At 48.8% G+C, this 14017-nt stretch carries 15 protein-coding genes and 1 riboswitch; of the genes, 8 read left to right on the top strand and 7 right to left on the bottom strand.

Annotation, left to right across the window (positions count from 1 at the left end; all coding sequences use genetic code 11):
* Positions 1–2: 2 nt before the first annotated feature.
* Positions 3–713 (bottom strand): ABC transporter permease subunit, encoded by a 711-nt coding sequence (locus B0W44_RS02745; RefSeq protein ID WP_077718668.1) that lies wholly within the window; start codon positions 711–713, stop codon positions 3–5.
* Positions 706–1668, bottom strand: coding sequence for an ABC transporter ATP-binding protein (locus tag B0W44_RS02740; RefSeq protein ID WP_077718667.1), 963 nt, complete (start codon positions 1666–1668; stop codon positions 706–708). Before B0W44_RS02740 ends, B0W44_RS02745 begins: the two co-directional genes overlap by 8 nt.
* A gap of 339 nt (positions 1669–2007) precedes the next feature.
* Between B0W44_RS02740 and B0W44_RS02735 the strand changes: the two genes are divergently transcribed.
* Genes B0W44_RS02735 through B0W44_RS02725 form a run of 3 tightly spaced genes read left to right on the top strand, consistent with a single transcriptional unit; the run spans position 2008 to position 3853 of the window.
* Positions 2008–2796 (top strand): hypothetical protein, encoded by a 789-nt coding sequence (locus B0W44_RS02735; RefSeq protein WP_077718666.1) that lies wholly within the window; start codon positions 2008–2010, stop codon positions 2794–2796.
* Positions 2797–2799: 3 nt separating this feature from the next.
* Complete coding sequence (locus B0W44_RS02730) at positions 2800–3171, top strand: GntR family transcriptional regulator (RefSeq protein ID WP_077718665.1); 372 nt, start codon at positions 2800–2802, stop codon at positions 3169–3171.
* Positions 3164–3853: an ABC transporter ATP-binding protein gene (locus B0W44_RS02725; protein WP_077718664.1), complete on the top strand. Its 690-nt coding sequence runs from the start codon at positions 3164–3166 to the stop codon at positions 3851–3853. The genes B0W44_RS02730 and B0W44_RS02725 overlap by 8 nt, the downstream gene beginning before the upstream one ends.
* 268 nt (positions 3854–4121) lie before the next feature.
* On the opposite strand, the gene B0W44_RS02720 is transcribed toward B0W44_RS02725, so the two are convergent.
* The gene (locus B0W44_RS02720) at positions 4122–5003 is read right to left on the bottom strand and encodes a fumarylacetoacetate hydrolase family protein (RefSeq protein WP_077718663.1); all 882 of its coding nucleotides are present in this window, start codon (positions 5001–5003) and stop codon (positions 4122–4124) included.
* A gap of 203 nt (positions 5004–5206) precedes the next feature.
* Between B0W44_RS02720 and B0W44_RS02715 the strand changes: the two genes are divergently transcribed.
* A complete protein-coding gene (locus B0W44_RS02715) occupies positions 5207–6232 on the top strand; it encodes a superoxide dismutase (RefSeq protein ID WP_077721224.1) in 1026 nt (341 codons plus the stop codon).
* A 57-nt stretch (positions 6233–6289) separates the two neighbouring features.
* Here the strand turns inward: B0W44_RS02715 and B0W44_RS02710 are convergent, their stop codons facing one another.
* The 3 genes from B0W44_RS02710 to B0W44_RS02700 form a co-directional block, all read right to left on the bottom strand.
* Positions 6290–7864 (bottom strand): PH domain-containing protein, encoded by a 1575-nt coding sequence (locus B0W44_RS02710; protein WP_149026911.1) that lies wholly within the window; start codon positions 7862–7864, stop codon positions 6290–6292.
* Positions 7821–8297, bottom strand: coding sequence for a PH domain-containing protein (locus B0W44_RS02705; protein WP_077718661.1), 477 nt, complete (start codon positions 8295–8297; stop codon positions 7821–7823). Before B0W44_RS02705 ends, B0W44_RS02710 begins: the two co-directional genes overlap by 44 nt.
* 201 nt (positions 8298–8498) lie before the next feature.
* Positions 8499–9080 carry an ECF transporter S component gene (locus tag B0W44_RS02700; protein WP_077718660.1) on the bottom strand — a complete coding sequence of 194 codons (582 nt, stop codon included), beginning with the start codon at positions 9078–9080 and terminating at the stop codon, positions 8499–8501.
* A gap of 178 nt (positions 9081–9258) precedes the next feature.
* A riboswitch (FMN riboswitch) is annotated at positions 9259–9393 on the bottom strand.
* A 74-nt stretch (positions 9394–9467) separates the two neighbouring features.
* On the opposite strand from B0W44_RS02700, the gene B0W44_RS17980 reads away from it, so the two are divergent.
* The 3 genes from B0W44_RS17980 (at position 9468) to B0W44_RS02690 (ending at position 10578) form a co-directional block, all read left to right on the top strand.
* The gene (locus tag B0W44_RS17980) at positions 9468–9626 is read left to right on the top strand and encodes a hypothetical protein (protein WP_169835390.1); all 159 of its coding nucleotides are present in this window, start codon (positions 9468–9470) and stop codon (positions 9624–9626) included.
* 370 nt (positions 9627–9996) lie between these two features.
* Positions 9997–10296 (top strand): DUF2089 family protein, encoded by a 300-nt coding sequence (locus B0W44_RS02695; protein ID WP_077718659.1) that lies wholly within the window; start codon positions 9997–9999, stop codon positions 10294–10296.
* Positions 10297–10578, top strand: a complete 282-nt coding sequence (locus B0W44_RS02690; protein WP_077718658.1) for a hypothetical protein — start codon at positions 10297–10299, stop codon at positions 10576–10578.
* 5 nt (positions 10579–10583) lie between these two features.
* Here the strand turns inward: B0W44_RS02690 and B0W44_RS02685 are convergent, their stop codons facing one another.
* Positions 10584–11945 (bottom strand): IS4 family transposase, encoded by a 1362-nt coding sequence (locus B0W44_RS02685; RefSeq protein ID WP_077718657.1) that lies wholly within the window; start codon positions 11943–11945, stop codon positions 10584–10586.
* Between the two features lie 632 nt (positions 11946–12577).
* On the opposite strand from B0W44_RS02685, the gene B0W44_RS02680 reads away from it, so the two are divergent.
* The gene (locus tag B0W44_RS02680; protein WP_077718656.1) at positions 12578–13873 is read left to right on the top strand and encodes a glutamate-1-semialdehyde 2,1-aminomutase; all 1296 of its coding nucleotides are present in this window, start codon (positions 12578–12580) and stop codon (positions 13871–13873) included.
* Positions 13874–14017: the final 144 nt, after the last annotated feature.

Below are 14017 nucleotides of genomic sequence, written 5' to 3'. Positions count from 1 at the left end.
CCTTATTGCCAACGTTTCCGTTCCACCATGACGTAAGTCAGTATGAGAAATACGATAGTCAAACTGACGAAATAAAAGACGTGGGTCAGGTCGAGAACCCCTTTTAAAAAGTCGTCGAAATGCTCAAAAATGGACAAGCGCTGCAGAATGTCCCGGGCCTCTCCCAAAAAGGAGCCGGTCGCTGTATCGATGAGCCACAGCAAAAGCATGAACATGAACGCCACGCCGCCGGCAATCATCTGGTGGTTGCTCAACGCAGAGGCGAACAAGCCGATGGCGAGAAGGGCACTGCCCAGCAAAAACATGCCGACAAACCCACCGATCACCTGACCTCTTTCGGGATTGCCGACGATGGACATAATGATCGGATAAATTCCCGAAATGACTAACATGATCACCCACAAAATTTCCACCGCTAAATACTTCCCGAGGACGAGCTGGACGCTCGAGAGCGGTGACGTCATGAGCAGCTCGTCCGTTCCCCTGCGGAATTCCTCAGAAAAGAGGCGCATCGTCAAAAACGGTGCCATGAACAGAACGATGGTACTCATGTTGCCAAACAAAAATTCCGGTTCCGCCACTTGGCTTCCTAACAGCTGCACCACAAAGAAGTAACTGACGATGAGGAAAAAGACGGCCATGATGACATAAGCGACGGGCGAAGAAAAGTACGACACGAGTTCTTTCTGAGCGACTGCCCACGTTTTACGCACGACGCTGTCCCTCCTTCGCTCCGGCCTCTTCTGTCGTCAGTTGCAGGAACACATCTTCCAAATTGGCTTCCTGGCGAGTGAGCTCCAACAGCGGCCAGTCCCGTCCGGCTAACGTGTAGAACAGCTCTTCACGCGGATCGCTTCCTTTTACGACGTCCAGGCTCAGACTCACGTAGCCTTCCCCTTCCTTCGTCACCTTGACCGCCAACACGCCTTCTACCTGCTGCACTGTGCGCACCACGTCCTCCCGCGGACCTTTCACGGTCGCCTTCAGTGTCGCAGAACCTTGGATGTGCTGAGCTAGTGATTTCGGGCGGTCAACGGCGACGATCTTTCCTTTATTAATAATCGCCACTTGTTCGCACAGGGCGCTCACTTCCGGGAGAATGTGCGAACTCAAAATGACGGTGTGTTCCTTTCCCAGTTCACGTATGAGTTCGCGAATTTCCGTGATCTGTTTCGGGTCCAACCCGGAAGACGGCTCGTCCAACACGAGCACATCCGGGGTGTGAACGATAGCTTGCGCCAAGCCGACCCGCTGTTTGTACCCTTTGGACAACCTCCCGATGAGCCGTTTCCGGACGTTGGTCAGTTCTAAGCGGCCCATGACGTGCTGTACTGCTTGTGTGACTTCAGACCGCGGCACTTCCCGGATGCGGGCCACAAACGTCAAATATCCTTCTACCGACATGTCCGGATACACCGGCGGATTTTCAGGCAAATAGCCGATGCGGCGCCGCGCCTTCAGGCCGTCTTCCACCACATCGTAACCGGCGATCGTAATCTTTCCCTTCGTCGGTTCCAGATAGCCGGTAATCAGGCGCATCGTCGTCGTTTTCCCGGCACCGTTCGGACCGAGAAGACCGAGGATCTGTCCTTTCGGTACACTCAAGTTGAGATCATCCACTCCAACGCGGTTGCCGTAATACTTGGACACGCGTTCCAGTTCAATCACATTCCATCCCCTTCCGTTACCACACTCCTATTAAATGTACACGAAACGCCTTCTGTTTCCCTCCTGTGGGGTTAAGAGTTCGGAATCATGTTACAAACTGTAGGTAATCCGAACCATCACGAATTGTCATGAGCAGCTTGTGATTGTTTTCCCTCCAGCTTAAAGAACGTGAGAAAACGCCTCCAGTAATGCCTTTCCCGAGTATTTATAGAGAGCGGTTCGTCAACCCGAAGACAGGTTTAAACAGAAGACATGTTGACTCCTGCCAGTGTACTAGTGTATTATTAAATTAGTACACTGGTACACAAGGACATAAAAGGAAAGTGGGAGATTCATGTGATGACGGCCTTAAGCGGCTTGCTCAAGAAGGAGTTTCGCCTCGTCCAGACAGCCACAGCGGTCGCGGCTGGCGTTTTATTTCTGTACTTTGTCAGTCTGTTTGTCGCCTCTACGTATTACAAGCCAGAATATGTTCGTTTTTTTGTCATGATTCCGGTGGCGTTGAGCATTTGGTTTGTGCCAATCACGTTGATGCAGAGTTTTGAAGCCGAACGCAAAAAACTGCACCTGTGGCTACACAGCCCGCAATCTGCGTGGACGTTATTAGGTGCAAAGTTCGTCGTCGCTATAGGCACGAGTATTGCCTTGAACGTCCTCGTCATCATGGGCATCTCTACGTATCACGCGCTATTTTTGTTTGATAGCGAACTCCATTTGTTACGAGATTGGCGGCACGTTGTCTCACTAGGTTTTGGCACACTTCTCGCAGGCAGTTATGTCGCGATCTGGCTGACGTTCGGATGGGTGGTCTTTCACGTGTTCAACCGATTTTTAAAGAAAATGAGCCTGCCCGTGACGATCGGGCTACTGGCGACTGCCATTGTGCTCATCGTCCATATTGAGACGAGCGGATGGTTTGCCCAACTGGCCCACTGGACAGGTACGACATTCCATTTTCCAATGGTGATTGAAGGGAACGTGGAAAGCTCTAGCGGAGCGTTAGAAGCGTTAGAAATAAAAGTGTCACCAGGAGATGTCAACGCGCTTCACTTGTTTTTCCACATCGGGATAGCTTGCCTGCTGTTTATTCTGTCATGTCGTCTCATTGACAGAGAAGTCGAGGTGTAACACATGGAATCATTCCTGACTTCGCAACCGATTTACACCCAGTTGGCTGATTTATTGAAAAAGCAAATTGTGCGCGGACAGCTCCGCCCGGGAGACAAGCTGCCTTCCGTCAGAGAACTGGCGATTCGGTATACCGTCAATCCAAATACAGTGCAGCGTACGTATCGCGAGCTTGAACAAGAAGGAGTGGTAGAAGTGCGGCGCGGACAAGGAACGTTCGTCATCGAAGACGACGAGATCATCCAGAGATTGCGCGAAACGCTGAAACAGGAGTACGTTGCAACATTCGTACGGGATATGCGGGAAATGGGGTTTACCCTTCAGGAGATGAAGGAGAGTGTAAAGCGAATGTGGGAGGAGGAAGTCGATGATTAAGCTCGAGCACGTGACAAAACGGTACTTAAGAAAAGTGGCATTGGACGATGTGACGGTCACGTTTCATCCAGGGAATATCATTGGGATCATCGGGGAAAACGGGAGTGGCAAGTCCACTCTGCTGAAGCTGATGGCCGGGCTTGTGAGTCCGACGCGAGGGAACATAACGATAGACGGGGGACCCGTCACACGAAAAGCGAGCAAGAAAGTCGCCTATCTATCAGAGCGGGAGGAGTTGTACGATTGTTTCACGGTTCGCGAGACGATTGCATTCTTTGCTAGCCAGTTCCCTGATTTCGACCGGGAAAAAGCGGAAAAGTTGATGCGCTTTATGTCCTTGAAGCCGCAACAACGGGTGAAGCATTTGTCCAAAGGTGGAGTCGCCCGCCTGAAAATGACGGTCACCCTCGCCCGGAATGCGCCGTTCGTGCTATTGGACGAACCGCTCTCCGGCCTCGATCCATTCGTTCGTGAAGCGGTAGCGGAAAGCTTACTGTCTTTCCTCGATTTATCGCGACAAACCCTTATCGTCTCCACACACGAAATTCAAGAGCTGGAACAGGTGATCGACACGGTAGCCGTCATTCGCGATGGAAAGGTGCTCAAAGTGGCTGATGTGGAAGACATCCGCGAAACGAAGGGAAAAAATCTTGTGGAATGGATGCGGGAGTTGTACGGCTAGCGGCGACAAAAAGAATAAATAAAACGTGTTCAAACTGGAAAGCGTCTTATCATTCTCGTCATCTTTTCCATGTCGTTCCTGTTTTCGGTGCACCATACAACTCAGGTGGAGAAAAACAAACCGTTTCTCTCCACCCGATTGACTCCAGAGGACTATTTAAACACTTCCACAGCACGGCCTGTTCCCACAATGCCACGACGTTTGGTCTCCAGTTTGCTTTTTTGACAACTCCGTAGTGCGATCTTTCTACGGGAGGTTTTTTCTGGCGTTATGTTTCCTCAGCCACCATGACATTGCGTAGACGGCCCAGCCCCTCGATTTCGACGGTGACTTCATCCCCGTCCTTCAACCAGACCCGCTCCGCTTCGGGATAGCCCAATACGACCCCTTCAGGTGTTCCGGTTAAAATAACGTCGCCCGGGGCGAGCGTCATGTAGCGGGAGATGTAGCTGACGATGTCGTCGCAGTGAAAAATCATATCCGACGTATTCGACTGCTGCCGCATTTCTCCGTTAACCATACAGCGAATGTTCAAGTCGTTCGGATTGCCCACTTCATCCGCCGTCACCAAATACGGTCCTAAGGGACAAAAACCGTCGAGGGACTTGCCGAGCAACCACTGCTGTGACCTGAATTGCAAATCGCGGGCGGACAGATCGTTTGCAGCACAATAGCCGAACACGTAGTCCAGGGCATTCTCTTTGGAGACGTTCTTCGCTGTACGTCCGATGACGATGGCGAGCTCAGCCTCGTAATCGACTTGATCGGAATCAGCGGGCAACGCAATCCGGTCTCCGTGTCCGGCGAGGGAGTTGTTGTACTTGTTGAACAAAATCGGATGCTTTGGAATATCCATGTTGGATTCTTCCGCGTGTTTGCGGTAGTTGAGACCGACACACACGATTTTGCCAGGCCCTGGTACACACGGTCCCAAGTCCAGTTCGGCTTCGTTTAAATATTCCACACCTTTCCCTGCCGCCTCGTCAAGCAGCCGGTTTAGTTCGTCTAACCCTGCCTCGCCTTTTTCGATCAACTGTTTCACGGTATGGCCAGCATCCATCCCCTCACGGTCAGGAACAGGCAAGATCCCTCGGTCTGTTTTGATCCCCAATGCCAACCTCTCACCTTGGCGAAAAGTTAACAGTTTCATCGCATGAACCTCGCTTTTTTTTTAACACAATGACCCTAAAAACAGTTTAGTCGGAATCAATGGCTACAGTAAAGTAACATTTTCAAAATGTGTACTCTTATTGACCTAACGGTCAATTTAATTTGTGATCCCCATCTCCCTGTTCGCTGCATACAGTAGAGGTATAGGCTTTTAACCAGAAAGGAGGTAATCCGTTGTATCCGATGGGCGACCCGGTACGGGAACACGAATCCCTTTACCAAATTGAGCAGTGGAGCCGTAACCAGGAACAGTACATCGCTATCTTACAGAACGAAGCAGCTGACTCTCCTGAAAAGAAGGAACAGTACGCAAAGTGGCAAAAGCGTTTCGAACAGTTGAGGCAAAGCGCAAAACAGCAAAGATCCGCCTCCGTTCAAGGGTCCTTTCACCGTCAACCACCGTACCCCTCATCTTATTTGCTGCAACAATCGCATCAATTGCACTACCACTTTTCCCGCTTTTTGCAAGATCGGCTGTTGGAGCAAAGGGCGATAACGGCAAGCTACGCAAACGAGAACGATGCGAAGGCAGGAGAAGAGGCCCAAACGGAAGGTGAAAAAAGAAGGGATGTAACGTTAGAACCCGTCCCAATCGGGGAGCATGTGTTGCCGCCACTTCCTTATCCGTACGACGCGCTAGAACCGCACATTGATGAAAAAACGATGCGTTTGCATCACGACAGACACCACCGATCGTATGTCGAAGGATTGAATAAAGCAGAAAAAGAAATGGCCAAAGCGCGGCGCAGCGGAAATTTTTCCCTCATTAAACATTGGGAGCGGGAAGCAGCGTTTAACGGGGCTGGCCACTATTTGCACACCATATTCTGGCATAACATGAAACCGAAGGGAGGAGGGCAAGCGCAAGGGGAGATTGCCCGGGAAATCAACCGCACGTTCGGCAGTTTTCACAAATTCAAACAGCACTTCTCCCACGCTGCCGACAAAGTTGAGGGTGGAGGTTGGGCTATGCTCGTCTGGGCCCCGCGCTCGCACCGGGTGGAAATTTTGCAAGTGGAAAAGCACCAAAACTTGTCCCAGCAGGACATCATCCCGCTGCTCGTCCTGGACGTGTGGGAGCACGCTTATTATTTAAAGTACAACAACAACCGAAAGGATTACATTAAAGCGTGGTGGCATGTCGTCAACTGGGAAAATGTCAACAAGCGTTACAAGGAAGCTCAGAAGGTGAGGTGGAGGCCGTATTAGTTCTTGTAGCAAAGGGGATGGTTCGCACTAAAAAAGCTGACCGCTTTTAGCATGTGGTCAGCTTCGTTTTACCTGGCGGTTCCGACGATGACTCGCCCATTCTAGCAAACGCTCGCCGTCACGCCGATCGACGTGCCTCACGCTGAATCGTTTTCCCGTCGAACCGGAAGCGACATTCACCTGAAACGTCGCAAGGTCGGCTTTCAGCTGGAACGGCGACTGTTTTAGTGTGCTGGACTGAATCCGTCGGCGCGTCACAACAGCTGTCGTCCGGGCGATGCTCCGGGAGCGCACGACTAAGTGATGGTACGCCAGGTGCCACCCTTCGTCAGAGTAGCACATCGTTCCGTAACCGACTGCCAAAGGAACAAGTATCCACGACAGCCATCCCCACGGATCGAAAAAATAAGACAGCAACAGAGCAACCAACGCGGACACCGCGACCCCAGGAACGACAAAACGGCGCCACGCCCGACGCGGCAAGCGTTCTAACTTCACATCTTCCGGGGCAAACTCCGGTACAAAACGGTCTAAAAACGGAACGACGTCCTTTTTGGCCATTAATGGAAAAATGACCGTCGCATCTTCTTCGTATGAATCACTCCCACTGCCTCCGTAACCCGCGCTGACGACGTGAACCGTGACGTACCCGAAAGGCTGCCGCAAAACACCTTCTACCAGCCGCACCGACTGGATCCGCTTGATTGGAAGAGTCGAACGTCTCCGTTCAAGTAGGCCTCTCTCAACCGATAAATAGTCTCCCGCCCGCTTGACGCGAAAATTGCCGAACTTAAGCGCGACGGACAAGGTCGCTGCCAGCCACGCGACGACGAGGGCAGTGACGGCGATGAGTGCGATAAACGGAACTGTCACTTGACCGCTCACGTAGTTTCCGATACGGTCTACCACATCGTCCAGCGGCAATAAGTCGTCGAAAAACGAGAAGGCCCCACCGACGAGGGAGAAAATCACGCCAACACTTCCGGATGTCACCCCTGCTATGAGCAATTCCCGCAGTGTGATGCGCCGTTCACATGAATCGGCTCCGAAGGCTGCGGAAGATTGCCCATCTGTTTCACCTTGTTCTCCCGCTGCGGCGCCGTCAAAGGCTGATGGACTGTCCGGTTCATTACGCATCGCGTTCAAGAAGTGCCGAAGTTGTTCCGCCTCCGGACGGGCCACTGCCTCAAGGTTCGCCTCCGGTTCTGTCCCTCCCGCTGTCTCGACCCGCACTTTCACCACACGGAACAGGCGGTGAACAATGCCTTCGACGAAGTCAACGGTTTGAATGCGCTCCAGCGGGATATAACGCCGTTTCTTATTGAGCACGCCGTGTTCAATGCGAAACTCGCCGTTCTCAATCCGGTACGTGTAGTGTCGCCATGCGATGTATCCCCACGCGGCGGACCCAGCAATAAGTACGATCACTCCAACGGCAAACCAGACGACACCCATGGCGACGGAGGCGAGGACTGGACCGTCCTCTCCGTTCGCCTGAAAAAACACGAAAAGTGCAACGGGGATGATGAACTGGCGGACTAACCTCAATGTATACATCAAGACTGTGGCGGGATGGAGACGACGCGGTTCAGACATCATCCGCAATCCCCGCCAGTCTTGCAATGTTGTCACGCAGGGCGTCCGCTTCTTCGACTGGGAGGGCCGGGATTTCGTGAAGGCCCGCTGCCGTCGACACCGATACAGTCGCAAGGTTGTAACGGCGCAAGATCGGCCCTTGTTCGGTGTCAACGTGCTGGACGCGCGCCATCGGAATCAGCGTTCGCTTGATCACAATGACCCCGCGTTTGAGATCTACTTCCTGCTCGCTCACCTCGTACCGCCATCTGCGCCAACGAACAGGCGGGACAATGACCATGAGGCAAACGGTCAACACTAAAGCTCCAGCTCCCGCCAAAGCCGGAAAAATCCAGTACCAGTCAAAGGCCATCGTTAAACCCGTTACCCCGATCGCGATCAACCAGGCGAACAAAGAAACAATTCCGCCCGTTATGCGCCATACTTTCAGGGCGCGGACGTCTAAACGCCCACTCGGTTCAGCTCGCATCGAATCGTTCTCCAATCGCTGTGTTATGACAGCGTGTATGGAACATTTTCACGACCCCTTTTCGCCTAACAACCCTCCACATATGATACAGCGTTCTCCACTTTCACACAAGAGATTTCCGGGTCTTCCCCCGTTCAACGTAAACAGCGGCCGGGACGTCCCGGCCGCGGACGGAATCGCGTTTGGACTTCTTCAAGCCCTTCAGCGGATCATTTGAAACTGTTGTTCCAATTTCGGTTTCAATCGCACGTAAAGGGGAAGGAACACGAATGCAATCAACAGTCCCTTTATGACGTTAAACGGCGCAATGCCGAATAAGACGAGGGCCGTTTTCTCCGGCCCCTCCACAGTCCAGTTAATCAAAAAGGCGTAAGCCGGAAGAATCACAAAGTAATTCAACACACTCAACACAGCAGCCATCATCAGCGTCCCCGTCAAAAGTCCCGCCAAGAGACCTTTGAGACCGGAAATTTGCCGCGCTATGAGGACGGTACAGACGACAAAAATACTCCCGGCGACAAAATTGGCCATTTCTCCAATGGGGATCCCCGCTTCGCTTCCGGTAAAAATAAAGTGTAGTCCGTTCTTTATCAGCTGAACGAGAACGGCAATCCACGGGCCAAAGATAAATCCAGCCACAAGGGCGGGCACATCGCTGAAGTCAACCTTTAAAAAGGACGGAAAAGCTGGAAGCGGGAAATCCAAATACTGCATGATGAAGGCTACTGCAGACAAAAGCGAGATCACGACAAGCTTTAACACGTGTGAAGACGACCGCTGCATCAGATGAACACACTCCCTTACTTGTGTATCTGATGACAACCGTACGCCATCTAAAAAACCCGAAGTCAGCGGATTTCCGCTTCCTTCGGGCATTAGATAACAGGCGTAACGCAGGGACAAACTCTCTCTTAAAAAGAGTAGACTCCTCCCTCTATGCGTTACCCCACTCGTACGCGTTATCATCCTTCTCCCATCCAGACTATACTGTCGGCCCCGGAATTTCACCGAGTCCACCGCTTGCGCGGGTCACGGGCTGAGGTGTCGCTACACCATCACCGCCGGTCGGGAATTTCACCCTGCCCCGAAGGATTCGAAACGTTATGCGATTCCGTACACCTATTATAGTCTGTTAGACAAAAAAGTGCAATCACTTTGAAAAAATGTTAAATGGCAGTGATATTGTCAAAAAATGTCATCGACCATCCACTCACCGTTCGGGAAGGGGCAGAGCTGTTGGAACTCTCTACCCGACAGTTGCTGCGTTTAAAAAAACGATATCTGACGGAAGGAGCACAAGGTATTAAAGGACGAGCTAATGTCGCATAGGTCTATCTTCCATTCCTAATTGCTGAAGTTGACTGTGAAACAGACTGATTCGCTTAGCAGATCCAACGTTAAACCTAAAGTAATGCCTACAATAATTAATGATTTAAAACTTTTGAATAAAAATTTGAAATCTTTAAATCCAATAGCAAATCTGTTGAATTATGGTTCGCCTCATAAAAATGCTGGTACATAAGTGTTTGTATGTCCTTATACTTTCTAAAGGGATGGTATTATTTAGTTAATAAACGCATCTATAAACATAATGTTCAATATTATATTAAATAATGTTTAAGGAAATTAAAAATAATGGACAATAATTATTTACATTATTAAAACATTGTGTTATCATTGGAAGCGAGGAGGGAAGTGGATGAGTGAAAGAGATATTCCTTCGTGGATTTTATCACTAGATTCCGAGGATATTGAATTTATACGTAAATTTATTGTGAATTCTGGTTCCTTGAAAAGTCTTGCCAAAGAGTATGGTGTATCTTACCCTACTGTCCGACTCAGGTTAGATAGGTTAATCCAAAAAATAAAAATATCCCACCATAATCAACCAGAACCGTTAGTTGATTTTATAAAAAAACTTGCCATTGAAGAGCGTATAACATTGGAAGATGCACGACTTATTATAAAAAAATATAAAGCAGAAAAGGATGGGAATTAAATGACAGAGTTAACGGTGTTCTTCATGATTGTGGGGATGTCAGCCATTCAGTATTTTATGGCTACTAGAAATCCATTTATACTGGGTGTCATTATGCCTGTAACATTTATAGGTGTTATGACGTGGTTGTTTATTACAAACAGAATCGAAAATAATATTATGTATATTGTTTTACTCATTGTTGGATTAATTTTATTGATCGAGGAGTGGGCAAAAGGTAGAAAAGTACTCCGTAACCGTCGTCAAGAAGAAATGAATAAAATGAAAAAAAAGGATTTATAACCGTCTCAACTTTCGCAGCTCAATTTTGGTAAATAAGCCTTGATATAATTAGGCAAAACTACAATCCATTTACGTAATTGACTTTCGATGAATTTTTTAATCTTTTGATTTACATTTTGAAGTGCATCTTCAAGAATTTCAATGAGTAGTTGAAGTGCAAAGGCCCAATCTAGTTCATCGATTTCATCACAAAGTTCATAAAAAATGCCGCCTAATGTTCGATAATCTGTACTTACTCGGTTTTGCCAAGACAAAACAATGTACCTTGTAAACACAATAGTGGTATGGCTGATCATGGAATCATAAGATCTTCCTTGGAACTCTTTTTGGAGTTTCAATAAGGATTTGACTGTTTTGAAGAATACTTCAATATCCCAACGTATCCCATAAATACGAATGATTTCTTGATCCGATAAAGTACAGTCTGTACTCAAAATAGCTAGCCACTGTCTCTTTTTATTACGATTACGGATAAATACCACTTTAACAGGTACGCCATTTGCCATCGTTGTGTGAATAGAGCGCAAAATACCCTTTTGATGTTGTGATGGTTTAGCTGTTTGGTATAGTTTTTTTAGGCTCACCCATTCACCGTTCACTTGATATCTTTGTTTTGTATCCTTCACCATTCCAATAACATCCAACCCTTGATCCACAATGGACTTGATCAAAGGCTGTTGGGTAAACCATGTATCCATTAAAACGTATGAGGCATCGATTCCTTGAGAAAGTGCCCGTTTAATCATATTGGGAATAACTTCCGGCGCTTTTTGTAAAGCTTCGACACGCCGCTTATAACCGGATGTACGCTTATCGATTCGGTTATCAATCCCATTGATTTGGGAATTCGTAGAGCTTAATAAAGCAAAATCAATAGGCAAAAATGTAGCACCATCTGACCAGCCGAGTGTAAGCATACGAAATCCTTTGTAATAACGCATTTTTTGAGAAGAATGATCGAAACAGCGAGCAAGCAGTTCAACCTTTTTACTGCGATTTCGTTCATAAGATGAGTCGTCCACGATCAGCACTTTCGGACGGTCGTGTCTCGTTAAACTACTTACCTTCATAATGGTGAAAGTACTCAAAACAAGTAAAAACCTGCGCCAATTGTATTGAGGGTTATTTAAGAAGCGATAAATAGCGTTTTTTTCCGGCAAATCTTTAGCTTTTTTACTTTGAAGAAGTCGAAACAAATTTTTGCCTTCAAAAACCAAACTAAAAACTAGCTGGAATAAATAGGCGCAGGAATAACCGAAACCCTTGTTAATTCCCACTTTCCTTAAATATTTTAAGATTTCAAGTTCATCAAATATAGCTTTTACTTCTTTTGGTAGTTGATTGTTCAGTCTGTTATTCGTTATCATAATAAGAGACACCTCACCTGCTTTTGGTAATGTTTTTTCTGGACAATTAAACTATACCAAAAGTTGAGGTGTTTTTTTTTGCAAATTTTTATGTCAAGAAGTATTCGAAACAACCAACAAACCCATTAACCGTAAGGCTTAGAAATCCAATTTACTGTGAGAAAGTTGAGTAACCGTTATATCAAAATCTTGCAAATAGTTGAGACTAGAAATACGTATAGCACATTTTTAACAGTGAAACAGGGATAAAGAGGCTCTCTATCCCTGTTTCATTGCATTAAACATTCAGAAGTCGCACCATTTTTCCACATGATACCCACATTTTTTTAGGCGGCTCTCATGAGGAGCCGCAGCGCCCTCCTTTTCACTTGACTGCCAGACGTTCCCTGTCAACCCATCGTCGCCGACTACACACGTGACATTTTCTCAGAAGAATTTAGGTGACATTTTCACTGACGTTTGACATCACTTTGAAAAAAACGTCTGTAGTGCTGACGACAGGCAACGATTTTAAAAATGTCAGATAAAGGCGGCGGACTTTCTCCCGTGTGATACAATAGTTCCTGTACATCGCACCTAGGGATTCGCCCACCACCTGCAAGCAAACTGTTGACAGTAGGAGTGTTTTTCACATGCGACACGAAAAATCCAGAGAACTGTACCAAGAAGCTCAGGACGTCATCGTCGGCGGCGTTAACAGTCCGTCCCGCTCATTTAAGGCTGTCGGCGGTGACTATCCCATTTTTATGAAACGCGCCCGCGGCGCGTATTTCTGGGACGAAGACGACAACCGCTACATCGACTACTTGGGAGCTTTCGGTCCGATCATTCTTGGCCACGCCCATCCCCACGTGACAAAGGCCATTCAGCGAGCGGCAGAGAACGGAGTGCTGTACGGCACACCGACCCGGTTGGAAAATCAGTTGGCACGCATGCTTCGGGACAGCATTTCGTCTTGTGAAAAAATCCGTTTTGTCAACTCCGGCACTGAGGCGGTCATGAGCAGTATCCGCGTCGCACGCGCTTATACGGGGCGGGACAAAATTGTAAAGTTTTCCGGATGTTACCACGGCCACGCCGACTTGGTGCTTGTCGCCGCAGGGTCTGGCCCGTCGACACTCGGCGTACCGGACAGTGCCGGTATCCCTGAAAGCATCGCTCGAGACGTCATTACCGTCCCGTACAATGACTTGTCCGCGTTTAAACAGGCACTGAAACAGTGGGGAGACGACATCGCAGCCGTACTCGTCGAACCCATTGTCGGCAACTTCGGAATCGTCATGCCAGAGGAAGGATTTTTGGAGACCGTGAACGAATGGACCCGTAAGGCCGGTGCCCTCGTCATTTACGATGAAGTCATTACCGCTTTTCGCTTTCATTACGGGGGAGCGCAAAATCTGCTCAATGTCTTCCCCGACCTGACGGCACTAGGCAAAATTATAGGCGGCGGCTTGCCTATCGGCGCATACGGAGGCCGCGCCGACATTATGGACAACGTGGCACCCCTCGGCCCTGTCTACCAGGCAGGGACGATGGCCGGCAACCCGGCGTCCATGGCGGCCGGCATTGCCTGTCTGGAAACACTCTCTCATCCGGAAACGTATGAGCACCTTGAGCGTCTCGGAGCGATGCTGGAATCCGGCATCCGGCAGGCAGCCGACAACGTCCCCGACATCCCCGTCCAAATTAACCGCTTAGGTGGCGCTCTAACCGTATACTTTTCCCGCGAGCCGATTCGCGAGTACGGAGCCGTGGAACGAAGTGACAGCGAACGCTTCGCTCAATTCCACCAACTCATGCTGAAGCAGGGGATCTACTTGGCTCCGTCCAAATACGAAGCCTGGTTTTTGACATTAGCCCATACAGAAGAAGATGTGAACGTGACGATTTCCGCCGTAGAAAAAGCATTTCAGCGCATGTGCCGTTGACTGTTTCGCCGCATCCCGGGTTTAAAATAAAATGGGAAACGGCATAAACGTCTATTTAGAAAAGTATTGACAGGTGCGGTATACTGATATTACGTCTAATAGCATACGCAACAGCCAAAAGTATCCCATATCTTAACGTTTGTT

The sequence above is a fragment of the Novibacillus thermophilus genome, assembly GCF_002005165.1.
GTDB lineage: Bacteria > Bacillota > Bacilli > Thermoactinomycetales > Novibacillaceae > Novibacillus > Novibacillus thermophilus.
Note: the sequence above shows the minus strand (reverse complement) of the source record. Positions and strands in the feature narration are given on the sequence as shown.